Annotated in this window: 15 protein-coding genes; 13 read left to right on the top strand and 2 right to left on the bottom strand. The window is 58.5% G+C overall.

Features of this window, described 5'->3' with window-relative positions:
• The first annotated feature begins 16 nt into the window (after positions 1-16).
• From B5D32_RS10980 to hcp, 7 genes are all read left to right on the top strand, one after another.
• Complete coding sequence (locus B5D32_RS10980) at positions 17-982, top strand: ketopantoate reductase family protein (protein WP_078785063.1); 966 nt, start codon at positions 17-19, stop codon at positions 980-982.
• A 937-nt stretch (positions 983-1,919) separates the two neighbouring features.
• Complete coding sequence (locus tag B5D32_RS10975; RefSeq protein ID WP_159447030.1) at positions 1,920-3,455, top strand: replication initiation protein; 1,536 nt, start codon at positions 1,920-1,922, stop codon at positions 3,453-3,455.
• 277 nt (positions 3,456-3,732) lie between these two features.
• Positions 3,733-4,587 (top strand): ParA family protein, encoded by an 855-nt coding sequence (locus B5D32_RS10970; protein WP_159447029.1) that lies wholly within the window; start codon positions 3,733-3,735, stop codon positions 4,585-4,587.
• Position 4,588: 1 nt separating this feature from the next.
• On the top strand, positions 4,589-5,851 hold the full coding sequence (locus B5D32_RS10965) for a ParB/RepB/Spo0J family partition protein (protein ID WP_078785060.1): 1,263 nt from the start codon (positions 4,589-4,591) through the stop codon (positions 5,849-5,851).
• Positions 5,832-6,314: a hypothetical protein gene (locus B5D32_RS10960; RefSeq protein ID WP_078785059.1), complete on the top strand. Its 483-nt coding sequence runs from the start codon at positions 5,832-5,834 to the stop codon at positions 6,312-6,314. Before B5D32_RS10965 ends, B5D32_RS10960 begins: the two co-directional genes overlap by 20 nt.
• Positions 6,315-6,756: 442 nt before the next feature.
• Positions 6,757-7,335 carry an HD domain-containing protein gene (locus B5D32_RS10955; RefSeq protein ID WP_078785058.1) on the top strand — a complete coding sequence of 193 codons (579 nt, stop codon included), beginning with the start codon at positions 6,757-6,759 and terminating at the stop codon, positions 7,333-7,335.
• Positions 7,336-7,404: 69 nt separating this feature from the next.
• The gene (gene hcp, locus B5D32_RS10950; RefSeq protein ID WP_078785057.1) at positions 7,405-8,973 is read left to right on the top strand and encodes a hydroxylamine reductase; all 1,569 of its coding nucleotides are present in this window, start codon (positions 7,405-7,407) and stop codon (positions 8,971-8,973) included.
• A gap of 82 nt (positions 8,974-9,055) precedes the next feature.
• Here the strand turns inward: hcp and B5D32_RS10945 are convergent, their stop codons facing one another.
• Positions 9,056-9,937, bottom strand: coding sequence for a DUF362 domain-containing protein (locus B5D32_RS10945; protein ID WP_200805190.1), 882 nt, complete (start codon positions 9,935-9,937; stop codon positions 9,056-9,058).
• 545 nt (positions 9,938-10,482) lie between these two features.
• Between B5D32_RS10945 and thiM the strand changes: the two genes are divergently transcribed.
• From thiM to B5D32_RS10915, 6 genes are all read left to right on the top strand, one after another.
• Positions 10,483-11,304 (top strand): hydroxyethylthiazole kinase, encoded by an 822-nt coding sequence (gene thiM / locus B5D32_RS10940; protein ID WP_078785056.1) that lies wholly within the window; start codon positions 10,483-10,485, stop codon positions 11,302-11,304.
• A complete protein-coding gene (gene thiE / locus B5D32_RS10935) occupies positions 11,291-11,932 on the top strand; it encodes a thiamine phosphate synthase (protein ID WP_078785055.1) in 642 nt (213 codons plus the stop codon). The genes thiM and thiE overlap by 14 nt, the downstream gene beginning before the upstream one ends.
• Positions 11,925-12,572, top strand: coding sequence for an HAD family hydrolase (locus tag B5D32_RS10930; RefSeq protein WP_078785054.1), 648 nt, complete (start codon positions 11,925-11,927; stop codon positions 12,570-12,572). The genes thiE and B5D32_RS10930 overlap by 8 nt, the downstream gene beginning before the upstream one ends.
• Positions 12,573-12,800: 228 nt before the next feature.
• Positions 12,801-13,598 (top strand): bifunctional hydroxymethylpyrimidine kinase/phosphomethylpyrimidine kinase, encoded by a 798-nt coding sequence (gene thiD / locus B5D32_RS10925; protein WP_078785053.1) that lies wholly within the window; start codon positions 12,801-12,803, stop codon positions 13,596-13,598.
• A complete protein-coding gene (cytX, locus tag B5D32_RS10920; RefSeq protein ID WP_078785052.1) occupies positions 13,595-14,764 on the top strand; it encodes a putative hydroxymethylpyrimidine transporter CytX in 1,170 nt (389 codons plus the stop codon). Before thiD ends, cytX begins: the two co-directional genes overlap by 4 nt.
• Before the next feature lie 210 nt (positions 14,765-14,974).
• The gene (locus B5D32_RS10915) at positions 14,975-16,459 is read left to right on the top strand and encodes a flotillin family protein (protein ID WP_078785051.1); all 1,485 of its coding nucleotides are present in this window, start codon (positions 14,975-14,977) and stop codon (positions 16,457-16,459) included.
• A 164-nt stretch (positions 16,460-16,623) separates the two neighbouring features.
• On the opposite strand, the gene B5D32_RS14975 is transcribed toward B5D32_RS10915, so the two are convergent.
• Entirely contained in the window at positions 16,624-17,244 is a 621-nt protein-coding gene (locus B5D32_RS14975; RefSeq protein ID WP_143402739.1) for a hypothetical protein, read from the bottom strand.
• Between the last annotated feature and the right edge of the window lies 1 nt (position 17,245).

Genomic DNA, 17,245 nt, shown 5'->3' with positions numbered 1-17,245 from the left:
CGGGAGGATGTAGACGATGAAAATTCAATCTGTTGCTATTTTGGGGGCCGGAGCCGTCGGCTGCTATGTGCTGTGGGGCCTGGCCGACAAGGCCGCTGCCAACACCCTGCAGCTTGGCGTCGTGGCGGAGGGTTCCCGCGCCGAGCGGCTGCGGCAAAACGGCTGCACGATCAACGGGCAGGTCTATCACCCGCAGGTCTGGACCCCGCAGCAGGCCCACGGCGTCGATCTGCTGATCGTCGCGCTGAAATACGGCGCACTGCCCGGCGCGCTGGACAGCATCCGCACCATTGTGAGCGAACGCACCGTTGTCATGAGCCTGATGAACGGCGTTGACAGCGAGGAGCTCATCGCCGCACAGATCGGCGCGGCTCATGTGCTGCCCGCGCTTATCAAGGTGGCCTCCCACCGCACCGAGGACGGTGTGCGGTTTGACCCTGAGACGACCATCGGCATCATCTACGGGGAGCTGACCGCACCGTTTGACAGTGACCGGGTGCAGGCGGTGCGGGCGCTGTTTGCGGACACGGGCATTCATTTCTGTGTGACCGAGCATATCCGCGAGGAGATCTGGTCCAAGTTCCGGCTGAACGTCTGCAACAATCTGCCGCAGGCGATCCTCGGCGCAGGCGTCGGCTGCTACAGCGACAGTGCCCATATAAAGGCCATCAGCGACGGCCTGCGCCGCGAGCTGGAGGCCATTGCCGCCGCCAAGGGGATCGACCTCTCCAAGGCAGCTGCGGCCTCCACCCACGGCAGCACCGTGCCGCCAACCGCGCGCTACTCCACCCTGCAGGACCTCGACGCCGGGCGGCACACAGAAATCGATATGTTCTCCGGTGCGCTCATGCGCATGGGGCGCGAGTTAGGCATCCCGACGCCCTACAACGAATACACCTACCACATGATCAAGGCTCTGGAGGAGAAAAACGACGGCCTGTTTGACTATACGGCAACAGATGCTGTGACCTGCTCCCGATAATAAGGGGGTGCAGACGGCCCTTGCGGGCGGCTGCATTTTTCTGAATTTTTTTATTCTTTTGCAGAAAAAAACTCTCAATAGACGCCCGCGGTGGGACTATTGAGAGTTTTTTTCTGCATTTTTATAAAAATAATTACCTTCGGCTCTGCGTCGCCTTTTGGCAGTCTGCATTTTGGAAAAGCTGTGTTTCTCCTGCCGGCCCTCTCCCCTTCCCTGCCAGTTTCCCCGGATGCGCATGAATTTATTTGCCGTTTTGTATATTATATATAAACTATTACACTTTGTTTCTTTTGTGCTATTTTTGCAGTGGAGAAGATTTCTCGCAATACTTTTTGCTTTTTTCGTATACTTTTACGTACTATCGAAGATTCCGGGAGATTTTTTTGCTCAGAATAAAACTCGCAATACAAAAAGGAGAATTTTTCTGTTTTTTTCTTCTGTTGTCAGAAAATTTCTCTCAATAAGCCTTTTTCTCTTCTGCCCTCTCTTTTTTGTCACTGTACTCTCCCCTGCTCCGCCGGAAAAGCCGCGAACTGATTTTTTCACTGCGCAGCATTTTTCTCTCAACAGCGCAGAAGAAAACTCGCATTTCGCTGTCTGCTTTGCCCGCAGCCGCTTGCGTACTGAGAGTTTTTTTCTGCCGAATTGAGAGTTTTATTCTGGCAAAATCAGCAGAATAGAACTCTCAGCACAGCAGAATATTTCTCTTTTTTCGTGGGAAGAAAACTCTTTTTTCACAGGAATTTTACTCTCAATTCAGCAGAAGAAAACTCGCAATCTACTTATTATATATAAAGAGATAAATTTATAAAATAATAAATAATAATTATAAGAAAAAAATACAAATGGCACATTTATTTTTTATTGCGAGAAGCCGTTGACATTTTCCGCAATTGCGTGTATGCTTAATGTACTGTATTTGTGGAGGTGTAGGTCTATGTCTGAAAAGCGGAAAAATGACACCATCATTGAAGGCGAATACTATGACCCAGACCTCCCTGCGCAGGAAAACACACCGCCACAAAAGCACCGCCGCACCCGCTCTGCAGGCAATGTACCCAAGTACAATCCGGCGTCGGAATCGATCATCACCAAGAGTAATGACCTGATCCAAAAGACAAAATATGCCCTGCCAAAGCTGGAGCAAAAGGTGCTGCTGGCGATGATGGCACAGATCAACCCCAAGGAGACCCCGGATGCGGACCGCGTTTATTCGTTGAGCTTTTCCGACTTCGGGCGGCTGGCCGGGGTCAACATGCACGACAACACCTATCTGGAATACCTGAAGGACACCGTCAAAAGTTTGGAGGACCGCTCCTTCTGGAGCCTGGACCCGGCCAGCGACGGCCACCAGTACAAGGTCCTGTCCTGGCTGCAGCGCGGCTCCACCGTGAATGACCGGGACAAGCAGATTCGCGTGCGCTTCAATCCGGAGATACTCCCCTATCTTTCCCAGCTGAAAAGCAACTATACCTCCTACAACGTGGAATATCTGCTGACGATGAACAGCACCTACTCCATGCGTTTTTACGAAATTTTGCTTTCCTACGACAACGGAGACACCGATTACGGCTACACGAACGGCCTGGTGTTTCAGCCGGTCACAAAAGAGATACTGGACCGTTTCCCGGACAAGGCGCAGGACATCCGCGGCTTCAAGTACAAGGTGTTTGACATTCAGGAGCTGAAGGAGCAGCTCTCTCCCCCGCCGGAAAAGCGCAAAAAGGACAAGGAAAAGCCGCTGACCGAAAAGTACAGCAACTTCCACGATTTTGAGCGCTACGTCCTGACCAAGGCCAGGGACGAGATCAACCAGATGACCGACCTCTGGTTTGACTATATCCCGGTCCGCATCCGCGGCGGCAGAAAATACGAGCGGCTGTACCTGTTCATCCGCTACAAATCCGCGCAGGAGATGGACGCAGTGCGCCAGCTGCACGCGCAGAAAAGCGCTCGCAATGAGGAAGTCCCGCGCCGCAGAAGGACGCGGAAAACCACCGAGCCGGAACGAAGCGCGGCAGCTGTGTCCGTGGCAGAGCCGCTGGGGGACGAGCTGTTTACTATGACGGTGACGCGGGCTGTTCGCGTGCTGGAAAGCAGGGCGCGCAGCCAGACCCTGCAGGAAAAAATTTCACCGGAGCTGTACAGTGCGGTGTCCTCGGTGCTGGTATACACGGCGCGTCTGCTGACCAACACCAACAGCGAGAAAAGGGCAAAGCAGGCGCAGGAAACCCGCGACGCGCTGAACCGCATCCTGGCCCAGCAGCACGATTTGACCTGCTGGGTGCTGGGCATGGCGCGGATGATGCTGACCAAAAAGGAGCACGGCCAGCTCAAGTCGCCGCAGTACAACGCGACCATTGTATACAACGCGATGGAGGATATTACGATCATCCCGAGCGGCAGGGACGAGCTGCGCAGCGCTGGTGCAACGGATCATTTCAAGGCAGATCTGTCCGTCTTTGATGAATAAATTTGCCACGGAGTTATAAGACCAAAAAGCATAACAAAAAGCGTATGGATACCCGCTCCGCAAAAGCTGCGGCATGGGCGTGTCTATATGCTTTTTTCTTTATATAAAAGTTTGCCACGGAGTTATAAGACTTCTCTGCCGCAGAAAAGCCCTGCCAAAACTGCAAAAGTGCTGTTGACGATGCTGGCAAATGTGGTATACTATACATAGATGAAAACGACATAAAAAATAATTTGCCACGGTGTTATAACTACATAATGAAATGGGGAACAAGCGAATGGCTGCAACAGTAATAACCATTGCGGTGGAAAAGGGCGGCTGCGGAAAAACCGTAACGACCTCTAACCTTGCCTATCTGATGGGCGACGAGGGCAAAAAGGTGCTTTGCCTGGACACCGACCCGCAGGGCAACCTGACGTTTGCCCTGACAGGCGGCAACGCCATTACCAGCAAGGCCTTTGCCAACCGCAGTCTGTATGATATGATCGACGGCTTCCGCTACAACACACAGACCAGAGATTTTATCGTCGAGTCGGAATATGAAAACGTGGACCTGATCCCGGCCAACGACCAGACGCCGCGCCTGTCCAAGCGGCTGGAGGATCTGTACACGGACGCCCAGCGGGACTATGACCGTGGCGACCCGAAGTATCTGGCCAGCGATACCGACGTGCTGGACTATTTCCTGCGCCAGGTCAAGGACGAGTACGATTATATCCTGATCGACACCCAGCCAAGCCGGGACAGCCTGCTGCTCTCCAACGCAATTGCCGCGGCGGACTATGTGCTGATCCCGCTGAAGTGCGATTCCTTCTCGGAGGACTCGGCGTTCCGCACCTATGTGCTCTGCAATGAGATGCGCAAGAGCAAGACCTCCCGCATCAAGGGCGTCGGCGTGATGCTGACGATGGTGCAGAAAAGTGCAGCCTCGCAGGACATCCGCAGTGACTGCCGGGCCAAGCTCGGCGCAACGCTGTTCAACGCGGAAATCGCCTTTGGCAAGAGTGTGGATAACAGCATCAACCGCTGCGTGCCGGTCTGCTACTCGGCCCGCACGCAGCCCCCGGCCAAAAGCTATGTGGCGGCGTATGAGGAGCTGAAAAAGCGCCTGGCGGAATTGGAGGAAAAGTAAGATGGCTATGAAAAAGAAGCCCGGCAGATCCAAGGTCGAGGTGGGTATTCCGTCCACCGAGGCGGTTTTCAGCGCCGGAAACAACAACGCCTCCGGCAGCCTGATTGCCAACCTGGCCACGCAGAACCGCGCCGAGCTTGCCTATGAGCTGCGGGAAATTGCCTTGCAGGACATCGAGCTGAACCCGGACAATGCGATTTTCCGCCAGCTGGACACCGACGAGGATGTGGAAACACTGGCCAACGACATTGACCGTAACGGCCTGATGCACAATCTGGTCGTATATCCGCGGACGGATGGCAAACAGACGAAGTACGTTCTGCTCTCCGGCGAGCGCCGCTATAAGGCATTGAATTATTTGCAGGCGCGCGGCGACGCAAAGTGGAACACAGTCAAAAACTGCCGTGTTGTCACAACACCGCTCAGCGACAACGAGAAAAAGGTCATGCTGCTGAGCGCCAATCTGCAGGTGCGCGGCGGCTTTGCCAACGAGATGATCCGCCGCAAGGCGGTTGCCGAGCTGGTGTCCTGCCTGCAGGCAGAGCCGTACAACCTGACAGCAGCCGAGGCAAAAAAGGCCATCAAGGAGGCAACGCCCATCAACGGGCGGCAGATCGATAAGGATCTGAGCATTGAAAAAAATCTGAATGAAGGTCTCAAGGATCTGCTGGATCGTGGCTTTGTGCTGCGCAGCGAGGCGGAGAGTTTTTTGCGGATGACGCCCGAGGAACAGAGAATCGCTGCCCAAATGCTGCAGCAGCTCTATGCTATTGCGTACAACGGCCCGGGCAGCGCAGCCATTGAGGACGAGAAAAAAGCGATTCGCGGGCGGTTCGTGGATGCACTGCGGACGGTGGCCGACACCAGCAGCATGCAGGATGCCCACGAGGCGTTGGTCGCTGCGGTGTTCACGGTCCAGAAGGAGATGGCGTGTCTGAAGGAGACCATCCGAAAGGTCAAGACCATCCCGCCGGAGCAGCCCGCCGCGCAGGTCGAGCAGACAGAGGTCATCCGGGAGGTCAGGGAAAAGACCGCCGGCGCCAAGGCACAGAGCAAAATTACGGGCAAGCTGTCCAGCCAGACAAGCCGCCTGGAAACGATGCTGCGCAGGAAAAACCCCGAGAAGCGCCTTGCAGAAAAATATACCCACGAGGAGCGCCGGCAGGCCATGAAGGAGCTGGACGAGATGATCGCCACGGCCACGCGGCTGCGGGAAATAATTGCAAAGGTGGAGCGCAGCGCCGATGAAGCCCAGGAAGTATAGGCTGCGTATCCGCCTGCACCGCAAAATTTACGACCTGCTTGAGATGGAAGCATTGTGGCAGGACAGTAAGATCGGTACGCTGGCCAACCGCATTTTGCAGGAGGAGCTGGCCAAGCTCCGGCAGGTCGGCCTGGACCACTGCGTGTGCGGGGATGAGGACGCAGCATCCGCGCGGCGCATCGAGGCAGAGAAGCACCCCGAGAGCTATTACGTGCTGTCGTCGTTTGACTGCCGCGAAAAGTACATGCCGACCCATGGCCGCGGCCTTGACACGAAGGGACAGGTCACGCTGCTGGTCACAGCGGAGCAGCTGCAGCTGATCGACGCGCTGTTTGACCGGGAAAGCGGCTGTGTCCGCGGGCTTTACTCGGAATCCCAGGGGCAGACGGTCAAAAGCTACCGCTATCAAATCGTGGGGCTGCTGCTGCACAATCCCTTGCTGCAGGAGTTACAGAAGCAATAATTGTTACAGAAAAGGACTCGCAATGGATTTGCGAGTCTTTTTTTATAGGAAGTTTGTGGCAGGGCAGGGGAGAGAAAGGAGTATTGCGAGAGAATTTCTTGAAAAAAATGAGAAAAAGTAAGAAAAAGCACCTGCTTTGTTATAGAGAGAATGTAGGGGCGAACATTGTTCGCCCGCCAACCTGGTGCAGCAAGGCTTTTCCGGGAAGGCCTTGCACATAGCGCGCGGGCACGGGCGAGCATTGCTCGCCCCTACAGAGTTTTATAACGGCAGAATGATTTACAAACCGTAATAGTAAATTAAATGTTTCCAAATTGTACTTTTAATGCCCTGTATTGCGAGAGACTTTCTGCAAAAAAAAGAAAAAATCAGAAAAAATCTCCGCCTTGCAACTGCGTTTTATATCTGCTACAATAGCGGTAAAAATAGGGGAGGTCTGCACATGGAACCGGAAAAGCTGTTGGAGGCGCTGCACACAGCGGAAAAACTCAAGGACACAACGCGGCATTGCTATACATCGAAGGGACGGCATGAGAGCGTGGCCGAGCACAGCTGGCGCATTGCGCTGATGGCGTTCTGGCTGCGGGATGAATTTCCGCAGGCGGACATGGACAAGGTCATCCGCATGTGCCTGATCCACGATCTGGGCGAGTGCTTTACCGGGGACATCCCGGCGTTTGACAAGACCGCCGCCGATGAGGCCGCCGAGGAAGCACTGCTTTCCCGCTGGGTCGATTCACTGCCCGAGCCGGTCTGCACCGAGATGCGGACGCTGTACGCGGAGATGGCTGCCTTGCAGACGACGGAGGCCAAAATCTACAAGGCGCTGGATAAAATGGAGGCCGTCGTCCAGCACAACGAGTCCGCGATTGCGACCTGGGAGCCGCAGGAGTATGCGCTGAACCTGACCTACGGCGTGGAGCAGTCGCAGTTCTCGCCCTATATGCAGGCGCTGCGGGAGGCCATCCGGCAGGAAACGCTGCGCAAGATGGAGCAGGAGGGCGCGACACCGCAGCCGTGAGAACGGTATAAAAAATCCTCCTGGCGGGCAGAATAGAAGGTGATGATTCTGCCGACAGGAGGAAACCAAATGCGAGAAATGTTCTGCTTTCAGTGCCAACAAACGGCGCATAACACCGGCTGCGACGGCAAGGCCGGTGTCTGCGGCAAAAAGGCCGACACCGCCAACTATCAGGATGAGCTGATCGGGGCACTTATCGGGCTGGCGCGGGCGGCGCGGGCTGGGACACCGACACCGCACACCGATGAATTGATTTTGAAGGGCCTGTTCACGACGATCACGAACGTGAACTTCAACAACGAAACTATCCTGCAATGCAAGACGGAAATCGAAAAGGAAAAGGCTGCCGTCGGCCCCGGGCAGCTTGACGATTACGACCTTGCCGCGCTTTGGGCGGCGGGGGAGGACGTGCGCTCGTTGAAATCGCTGATCCTCTTTGGGCTCAAAGGCATGGCGGCCTATGCGTACCACGCCCGCGCACTGGGGAGAACAGACCCCGCTGTGAACGCCTTTTTCTATGAGGCACTCGAGGCCATCGGCGCAGAGAAAACGCCTGACGAGCTGCTGGCGCTGGTGCTGAAAACCGGAGAAGTCAATCTGGCCTGTATGGCGCTGCTGGACGCAGCCAACACCGGCGCATACGGTGACCCCGTGCCGGTCACGGTGCCGCTGACGATTGAGAAGGGCCCCTTCATCGTGGTCAGCGGCCACGACCTGCACGATCTGAAGCTGCTGCTGGACCAGACCGCGGGCAGGGGCATCAACATCTACACCCACAGTGAGATGCTGCCCGCCCACGGCTACCCGGAACTGAAAAAATATCCGCACCTCAAAGGCAACTTCGGCACGGGCTGGCAGAACCAGCAGTCAGAGTTCCACAACATCCCCGCGCCCATCCTGTTCACAACGAACTGTCTGATGCCGGTGCGGCAGAGCTACAGTGACCGTGTGTTCACGACGTCGGTGGTGTCCTACCCGGAGCTGACCCACATCGGGGACGACAAGGATTTCACCCCGGTCATTGAAAAGGCGCTGGAATGCGGCGGCTACCCCGAGGATCACCCGATGACCGGGATGAACGGCGGCAGCACGGTCATGACCGGCTTTGCCCGCAATGCGGTGCTGTCCCACGCAGAGCAGATCGTCTGGCTGGTCCGGGAGGGGAAGATACGCCACTTTTTCCTGATCGGCGGCTGCGACGGTGCAGCACCGACGCGCAGCTACTACACGGACTTTGCACGGATGACGCCGCCCGACACGCTGATTCTGACGCTGGCCTGCGGCAAGTACCGGCTGAACGATATGGATCTGGGCAGCATCGAAGGCATCCCGCGCGTTCTGGATTGCGGGCAGTGCAACGACGCCTACAGCGCCATTCGCATTGCGCTGGCGCTGGCCGAGGCGTTTGGCTGCGGCGTCAACGACCTGCCGCTTACGCTGGTGCTGTCGTGGTATGAGCAGAAGGCTGTCTGCATTTTGCTGACGCTGCTGTATCTGGGGCTGCGCAATATCTACCTTGGCCCCACGCTCCCGGCGTTCGTCTCACCGAATGTACTGGACTTTCTCGTTAAGCAGTACAACCTGACGCCCACGGGCGACCCGAAAACAGACTTGGAAAAGATACTGAACCGACAATAACAACATCCGCCGTGCAGAGAGACGCCTCTCTGCACGGCGGATGCTTTTTTGCGGCTTTTGGCTTCTTCAGGCAAATGGGCGTTTACACCTTCACCAGCTCATACGCCTGCGTGCCGATGCCAAGGGTCTCGGCGCTGTCGATGGTGTGGGTGCCGTGGCGGCTGTTGACGCGCTCCATAAAGTGGTCGCGGCCCGGGTCATTGCTGTTTATGACCAGATCAATGCAGGCGCGGTCCAGCGCGACGGGGTCAAGGCTCGAGAGGATGCCAACATCGTTCATGCAGGGGTCCTCGGCCACGGCGCAGCAGTCGCAGTCAACGGAAAGGTTCTTCATGATGGCGACATAGGCGATCTTGCCCGCAAAGTGCTTTGCCACGGTGGAGGCGGCGTCTGCCATGGCTTCAAGGAAGGTGTCCTGCTCGGCGCAGTTCTCCCACAGGATGTTCTGATCGGTGACCTTGCCGCCGGTATGGATGTACGTCTTGCCGGCGCTGGACGCGCAGCCGATGGACAGCTGCTTGAGCGCACCGCCGTAGCCGCCCATCGGGTGACCCTTGAAGTGGATGAGCACGAGCATACTGTCATAATTCTCGATGTTCTTGCCCAGATAGTTGACCTTGAGGACATTGCCGTTCTCGACGGGCCATTCGACGTCCGGACCCTCGGCGTCCATGATGTCAACATCAAACAGGTCGCTCCAATGATGCTTCTTCATCAGCTCGATGTGCTTAGGCGTCTCGTTGCGCGCGCCGCCGTAGGCTGTGTTGCACTCAACAACGGTGCCGTTGACGGCGTCGATGACGGGCTTCATAAACTCGGGGTGCAGGTAGTTCTGGTTGCCGTCCTCACCGCTATGGACCTTGACGGCCACCTTGCCGGGCAGCTCGATGCCCAGCTGGCGGTACATCTTCACAACGGCTTCGGGGGTGAGTTCGTTGGTGAAATAGACTGTGGATTTAGCCATAATAGGAGACCTCCGTTTAAAATAGTAACGTGATAAAAGGCTTCCCCCTCGGGGGAAGCTGTCCGCGGAGCGGACTGATGAGGGCAAAGCATGCGATTGCTGCCTGTTCACGGGTGGCCAACGGAGGGCTGCCCCTCATCCGGCCTCGGTCGGGGCCTCGGCCACCTTCCCCCTCGGGGGAAGGCTATTGAAACCGCAGCGGCAGCTCCGGTTCGCACCCGCATTTTTGCCTTTCTGCTGTCTCTAGCATAGCATGAAAGCCGGGTTTAATGTCAAGTGGTTTTGCAAAAAATGAAGCAAAAGCCTTGCAAAACACGACAAACTGTGCTACTGTAAATTTGTACAAAAGGGGAGCTTGCGTAAAGCGGGCTGAGAGTGGGCTGTATCGCCCTGACCCAAAAGGCAGCGCCGCCGCGGTGCTGCCTGAACCTGATTTGGATAATGCCAACGTAGGGAGATACCGTAGCACTGCGCTTCTTGTGAGCTTTTGTGCGGATATGTCTTTGCAGGCGTATCCGCATTTTTACTTATAAGGAGCGTTTTGTATGCTGGGAACCTGTCTTGAAAATGTGCGCAACACTGTGCCGCTGGTGCACAATATCACGAACTATGTCACGGTCAACGACGTGGCCAACATTCTGCTGGCCTGCGGCGGCAGCCCGATCATGTCCGATGAGCCGGAGGACGTCGAGGACATCACGTCGATCTGCGGCGGCCTGAACATCAACATCGGCACGCTGAACCAGCGCAGCATCGAGGGCATGTTCCGCGCGGGCGCAAAGGCGAATGCCCTCGGCCATGTCGTGCTGCTCGACCCCGTCGGCGCGGGTGCGTCGGCCCTGCGCACGAACACCGCCGTCGAGCTGATGGAGAAGATCAAATTCACCGTCATCCGCGGCAATATCTCCGAGATCAAGACGCTGGCGCTGGGCAGCGGCACGACGAAGGGCGTTGACGCTGACGTTGCGGACGCCGTGACCGACGCAAATCTGGACAGTGCCGTCAAATTTGTCAAGGACTTTGCGGCCAAAAGCGGCGCTATCGTCGCCGTCACCGGTGCCATCGACCTTGTCAGCGACGGCACGGACTGCTATGTCATCCGCAACGGACGCCCCGAGATGGGCAAGATCACCGGCACGGGCTGCCAGCTCTCCGGCATGATGACGGCCTTCGTCGTTGCGAACCCCGACAATAAACTCGAGGCTGCCGCCGCGGCGGTCTGCGCCATGGGTCTGGCGGGCGAGATCGGCTGGAGCCGTATGGCCGAGGGCGACGGCAACTCCACCTACCGCAACCGCATCATTGATGCCATCTACAATATGGACGGTGCAACGCTGAATGGGGGCGCCAAGTATGAACTGCGATAAAAATGATCTGCTGCTCTATGCCGTCACGGACCGCCACTGGCTGGACGGGCGCAGGCTTATCGACGTTGTGCGCGAAAGCCTTGACGGCGGTGTGACGATGGTCCAGCTGCGCGAAAAGACGCTGGAGGAGGGGAAGTTCCTCGAGGAAGCGAAGGAGCTGCAAACGCTCTGCCGCGAGCGCGGTGTGCCGTTTCTTGTGAATGACAACGTCGAGATCGCCCGCGAGATGAACGCAGACGGCGTGCATGTCGGCCAGAGCGATATGGAGGCGCAGGACGTCCGCGCGATTTTGGGCCCAGACAAGATTCTGGGCGTCTCCGCCCAGACCGTGGAGCAAGCCGTCCTGGCCGAAAAGCACGGCGCGGATTACCTCGGCGTCGGCGCGGTGTTCCCGACCGGCTCGAAGGACGACGCCGACGATGTGAGCTATGAGACGCTCAAGGCCATCTGCGGGGCCGTGTCCATCCCCGTTGTCGCCATCGGCGGCATCACGCAGGAAAATGTCGCGAAGCTCGCGGGCAGCGGCATCTGCGGCGTCGCGGTCATCAGCGCGATTTACGCAGCAAAGAACATCCAACAGGCATCCGCCGACCTGAAGGCCGCCACGGAGAAAATGCTGCATGACTAAGGCTGCTGTTTTTGATCTGGACGGCGTGCTGCTCGACTCCATGGGCATCTGGAACGACCTTGGCGCGCGGTATCTGCGCAGCCTGGGCGTCACGCCGGAGGAAGGACTCAACGAGATTTTGTTCTCGATGAGCATGGAGCAGGGTGCGGAGTATCTGCACACGCACTATGCACTGCCGCAGTCTGCCGCCGAGGTCGGCGCGGGCATTGCGGACATGCTGCGGGACTTCTATTTTTATGAGGTCCCCGCCAAGGACGGCGCGGCGGCACTGCTGGCCGCCCTGACCGCCCGCGGCGTGAAGCTGGCGGCGGCCACGTCCAGCCCGCGGGAGCACGTCACGCGGGCGCTGGAACGGCTGGGGCTGCTCGGGTATTTCACCCGGCTTTTCACTACGGCCGAGGTCGGCGTCAGCAAGCATGAGCCGACAATTTACCTGCTGGCCGCCGAGGCCCTGCACGCCGCGCCGGCGGAAACGCTCGTCTTTGAGGATAGTCTCTACGCCCTGAAAACCGCGAAGGCCGCGGGCTTTTACACAATCGGCGTCTACGATGCCGACGGCGAGACCGACCAGGCCGGGCTGCAAATGGCAGCGGATCTGTATGTGAGAGATTTGCACGAAGCGAAAGCAGCACTCCTGTAGGGGGCGGCGTACCACTGCCGCCGCACGGCACGGAGCGGTCAAGACCGCTCCCTACAAAGCCCCTTGAAAAATTGCATCGTAGGGAGGGGTCTTGACCCCTCCGCAGGTCGTCGAGGACGCCGACCCCTGCTGCTGCAAAAAAGCCCCCCACAGCGGTACACCGGGGGCACCACCTTGTACCGCTTTATAAAACCTTGCTGTATACAAAAAGGAAAGGAAGTTATCACCATGAGAACAGCATTGACCATTGCCGGAAGTGATTCCAGCGGAGGCGCCGGTATCCAGGCAGACATCAAGACCATGACCGCCAACGGCGTTTTTGCCCTGTGCGCAGTCACGGCCCTGACCGCCCAGAACACCACCGGCGTGACCGACATTTTTGACTCGACCCCGCATTTTCTGGCGGAGCAGCTCGACGCAGTGTTTACCGACATCTTCCCCGATGCCGTCAAGATCGGCATGGTATCCTCGGCAGAGCTGATCGAAACGATTGCGGCAAAATTGAAGGAATACGGCGCAAAGCACATCGTCGTGGACCCCGTCATGGTCGCAACATCCGGCGCAAAGCTGTTGCGCGACGACGCCGTGACCGCGCTGTGCGAAAAGCTCCTGCCGCTGGCCGAGGTCCTGACGCCGAACATCCCCGAGGCGGAGATCCTCTCCGGCATGACCATTCAAAACGCCGCCGATATGGAGCGGGCCGCACAGACCATCAGCGAAAAGTACGGCTGTGCGGTGCTCTGCAAGGGCGGGCACCAGATCAACGACGCCGACGACCTGCTTTGGCGCGACGGCGCGGGTAAGTGGTTCAAGGGACGCCGCATCGACAACCCCAACACCCACGGCACCGGCTGCACGCTGTCCAGCGCCATTGCGTCGAATCTCGCGAAGGGCTATGACCTTGACACGTCGGTGGAGCGCGCAAAGGCGTACATCTCCGGTGCGCTGGCCGCTATGCTTGACCTCGGCCACGGCTCCGGCCCGATGAACCACATGTTCGCACTGAAGGGGGATTTTGTCGAATGAAAAAGACTTCTACCTTTCAGAACGGCCTGATCTGGTTCGGCGCGGGCGTCTCGCTGGCCGAGATCCTGACCGGCACCGCCTTTGCGCCGCTGGGCATGGCAAAGGGCTTTGCGGCCATTCTGCTCGGGCATATCATCGGCTGCGCCATGATGCTGCTGGCGGGCCTCATCGGCGGGCGCACGGGCCGCAGCGCTATGGAGACCGTAAAAATGAGCTTCGGCCAGAAGGGCGGCCTGCTGTTTGCGTTCCTGAACGTTTTGCAGCTCGTCGGCTGGACGGCCATCATGATCTATGACGGTGCACTGGCCGTCGGCGGTATTTTTGCGATTGGCCGCTGGGTCTGGTGCCTTGTCATCGGTGCGCTGATTATCGTGTGGATCGCCGTCGGCGTGACCGATTTAGGCTGGATCAACAAAATTACGATGGCTGCTTTGTTTATTCTGACGCTGGTGTTGTGCAAGGTCATCTTCTTCTCCGGCAACGCCATGGTCGGCATTGACGGCGAGAGCCTGACCTTCGGTGCGGCGGTGGAGCTGGCCGTGGCGATGCCGCTGTCCTGGCTGCCGCTCATCAGCGACTACACCCGCGACGCCGAGAAGCCGACCCAGGCGACCTGGGTCAGCGTGCTGGTCTACGGCGCGGTATCCTGCTGGATGTACGTCATCGGCATGGGCGCGGCCATCTTTACCGGCGAGTATGACATTGCCGTCATCATGGTCAAGGCCGGGCTCGGCATTGCCGCGCTGATCATTCTGGTTTTCTCCACGGTCACGACGACCTTCCTCGATGCGTGGAGCGCGGGCATCTCTGCCGAGAGCCTGTCCGCAAAGCTCAACGGCAAAAAGACCGCCATTGCCGTGACGGTCATCGGCACGGCGGCGGCCATCCTTTTCCCGATGGACGACATCACGGGCTTTCTGTACCTGATCGGCTCGGTGTTCGCGCCGATGATCGCCGTGCAGATCGCAGACCACTTTATTTTGCACCGGGACCGCTTTGCCGTGGCTGCCGACGCGCGCAACCTTGTTATCTGGCTCGTGGGCTTTATCGCCTACCGCCTGCTGATGGGCGTTGACACGCCGGTGGGCTACACGCTGCCCGACATGGTGCTGACCGTAGTGCTGTGCCTGCTGGCCGAAAAAGCAAAACCTACCAAGCAAATGTAACGAGGCGGAGATAACGACGCCTGCGTAAAAGCGCGAAGGACGCGCTGTAAACAGCAAAATAGCACCCTGTATTTTGCGAAACCTGTCCTGTTTTGGAGCACGGGCGGCAGCTATAATGGTAGCATCATCAGCAAGAAAACCCGCTGATGACGACCCTTATCGCTGCCGCTTTTTTTGCGGCCCAATGTGTTCTGAAGGAGGAACAAGAGTATGGGATTCATTATTGCTGCCGCTGTTGCCGCGGCCATCATTGCCTTCTGCTTTCTCTGCTACAAGAAGGCCCCGCCGACCCAGGCCATCGTCGTGACAGGCTTCGGCCTCTCCCGCCCGAAGGTCGTCTGCGGGCGCGGCGTCTTTGTGCTGCCCATTGTGCAGCGCGCAGACCGCCTGAACATGCGCCTGTTGAAAATCGACGTGAAAACGCCGGAAACGGGCGTTAAAACCAAGGAGGGCGTCTCCCTCTGGCTCGACAGCGTCGTCACCGTCCAGGTCTACAGCGAGAACTCCACCGTCTCAGACGAGGAGGTCCGCAACGCCGGATATGACGACATCCGCAAGTACATCAATTCCCGCCAGCAGGCCGCGATCTCGAACTTCCTCGGCATGGACGAGGCGCACATCAATGAAAAGATCAACGATGTGCTGCAGGGCAACCTGCGTGAGATCGTGTCCGAGATGACCGTGGACCAGATCCTGACAAACCGCAAGCAGATGGCCGTCAGCGTCGTGGAGAACGCACGCCCCGACCTGGCCAAGATGGGCTTGGAGGTCGTGACCTTCAACGTGCAGGACGTCAAGGACGCCGTGGACGCCATGGGCCACAACCACGGCGTTATTGAAGCCATCGGCGTCGAGCAGGAGGAGCTTGTGAAAAAGCGTGCCTCCATCGCCAAGGCCGAGGCCGAGCGCGACGTCTCCTGCGCGAAGGCTGCCGCCGCCATGGCCGCGAACGAGAAGGAGATCGAAGCCCAGACCGCCATTGCCCAGCGCAACAACGAGCTGGAGCTGGCAAAGTCCAAGCTGAAGGCCGAGGCTGACAAGGCCGCCGCCGACGCGAACGCCGCCGGTATGATCCAGACGAACCTGCGCGCCAAGGAGGTCAAGGAGTCCGAGGCCGACGCCGAGATCGCCCGCCAGAAGAAGATGGTCGACCTGGCCGCTCAGGAGGCCGAGGTCCAGCAGCGCAAGCTGGATGCCGAGGTCCGCAAGCAGGCCGACGCCGAGCTGTACCGCCGCCAGAAGGAGGCCGAGGCCCAGAAGTATGAGGCCGAGCGTGCCGCCGAGGCCGCGAAGTTTGCCAAGCAGCAGGAGGCCGAGGGCATCGCGCTGGTCGGCAAGGCCGAGGCGGAGGCCATCCGCCAGAAGGGCCTGGCAGAGGCCGAAGCGATGAAGCAGAAGGCCGAAGCCTACAAGCAGTACAACGACGCCGCTGTGGCCGAAATGATGATCAAGGTCCTGCCTGAAATTGCCAGGAGCGTCGCGCAGCCCCTGTCCAGCATCGACAAGGTGTCCATCATCGGCGGCGATGCGTCTGGCGTGTCGGGTGTCTCCGGCAATGTGCCGGTGCTGATGGCCCAGACGATGGAGGCCATGAAGGAGGCCACCGGCATCGACATGCGCGACATTGTCCGCGCCAACAGCATCGAGGCCAAGACGGACCGAAACATTACGATCAAGACCGAGGACGAGGAATAACCGGGAAGCAGAGCGGTAGGGGCCGCACACGTGCGGCCCGCAGCTTACCGAAAGGCGCTTGTATTCCTTACACAGCCAGGCCGGGCATGCCCGGCCCCTACTGAGCAATAAAAGAAAGAAACGGGATGTCACTTTTGCGGGCATCCCGTTTCTTTCTTTTTCTCTCACAGCTCCGGCAGTTCCTCCCACACAGGCAGGCGGTGCAGAGCGCGGACAATGTTGCACTGCTCTAACAGCGTGCCGTCGCCGTCGCACATCGTAGCGTACCACAGCGGGCTGCACAGGGCGTGGGTGTCGGGGTCAAACAGGTGCTCGGGACCGCTGGCGTACTGGAAATGCAGGTGGCTTAAAAGCCCGCCCTGCAGCCGGGCCGCGCGGGGCGGCATCGGCTCCATTGCCAGCAGGCAGCGGAACGGCCAGTCGGCGGGGACGTCCTCGGCGACGAAAAGGGCGTTCTCCTTGCCCTCAAGCCCGCGCTCCAAAACGTGGTCCAGATGATAGACCGCCCGGCCGAGGGTGTTCCCGTCGGCGTCCGTCCACGCGATGCAGAGCTTGCCGCCGTCGGCGGGGGTGATAGTCCAGCCGCCCAGCGTGTGCGGGTTGCCGATGCTCGTCGTCACGCAGGCCGTCTGCCAGAACTGCTTCGCGCCACTTTTAAACATCGGCAGCGCAGCAGCGGCGGCCTCGGCCTCCTGCCAGGCAAGCTGCAAATACGGGTCAGTGCTGGTGATATAGCTCTCAAAATTCTGCCAGCGGCCCAGCCAGTTGTTCGGGTGAAATTCCATG

It is taken from the genome of Gemmiger formicilis, from assembly GCF_900167555.1.
Lineage (GTDB): Bacteria > Bacillota > Clostridia > Oscillospirales > Ruminococcaceae > Gemmiger > Gemmiger formicilis.
The sequence above is the reverse complement of the archived record's forward strand: the minus strand, read 5'-3'. Positions and strand labels throughout refer to the sequence as shown.

What these genes read in the sequence shown, in the direction of transcription:
- B5D32_RS10980 (WP_078785063.1), top strand. Translation starts at nt 17, where the DNA reads ATGAAAATTCAATCTGTTGCTATTTTGGGGGCCGGAGCCGTCGGCTGC.
- B5D32_RS10975 (WP_159447030.1), top strand. Translation starts at nt 1,920, where the DNA reads ATGTCTGAAAAGCGGAAAAATGACACCATCATTGAAGGCGAATACTAT.
- B5D32_RS10970 (WP_159447029.1), top strand. Translation starts at nt 3,733, where the DNA reads ATGGCTGCAACAGTAATAACCATTGCGGTGGAAAAGGGCGGCTGCGGA.
- B5D32_RS10965 (WP_078785060.1), top strand. Translation starts at nt 4,589, where the DNA reads ATGGCTATGAAAAAGAAGCCCGGCAGATCCAAGGTCGAGGTGGGTATT.
- B5D32_RS10960 (WP_078785059.1), top strand. Translation starts at nt 5,832, where the DNA reads ATGAAGCCCAGGAAGTATAGGCTGCGTATCCGCCTGCACCGCAAAATT.
- B5D32_RS10955 (WP_078785058.1), top strand. Translation starts at nt 6,757, where the DNA reads ATGGAACCGGAAAAGCTGTTGGAGGCGCTGCACACAGCGGAAAAACTC.
- hcp (WP_078785057.1), top strand. Translation starts at nt 7,405, where the DNA reads ATGCGAGAAATGTTCTGCTTTCAGTGCCAACAAACGGCGCATAACACC.
- B5D32_RS10945 (WP_200805190.1), bottom strand. Translation starts at nt 9,937, where the DNA reads ATGGCTAAATCCACAGTCTATTTCACCAACGAACTCACCCCCGAAGCC.
- thiM (WP_078785056.1), top strand. Translation starts at nt 10,483, where the DNA reads ATGCTGGGAACCTGTCTTGAAAATGTGCGCAACACTGTGCCGCTGGTG.
- thiE (WP_078785055.1), top strand. Translation starts at nt 11,291, where the DNA reads ATGAACTGCGATAAAAATGATCTGCTGCTCTATGCCGTCACGGACCGC.
- B5D32_RS10930 (WP_078785054.1), top strand. Translation starts at nt 11,925, where the DNA reads ATGACTAAGGCTGCTGTTTTTGATCTGGACGGCGTGCTGCTCGACTCC.
- thiD (WP_078785053.1), top strand. Translation starts at nt 12,801, where the DNA reads ATGAGAACAGCATTGACCATTGCCGGAAGTGATTCCAGCGGAGGCGCC.
- cytX (WP_078785052.1), top strand. Translation starts at nt 13,595, where the DNA reads ATGAAAAAGACTTCTACCTTTCAGAACGGCCTGATCTGGTTCGGCGCG.
- B5D32_RS10915 (WP_078785051.1), top strand. Translation starts at nt 14,975, where the DNA reads ATGGGATTCATTATTGCTGCCGCTGTTGCCGCGGCCATCATTGCCTTC.
- B5D32_RS14975 (WP_143402739.1), bottom strand. Translation starts at nt 17,244, where the DNA reads ATGGAATTTCACCCGAACAACTGGCTGGGCCGCTGGCAGAATTTTGAG.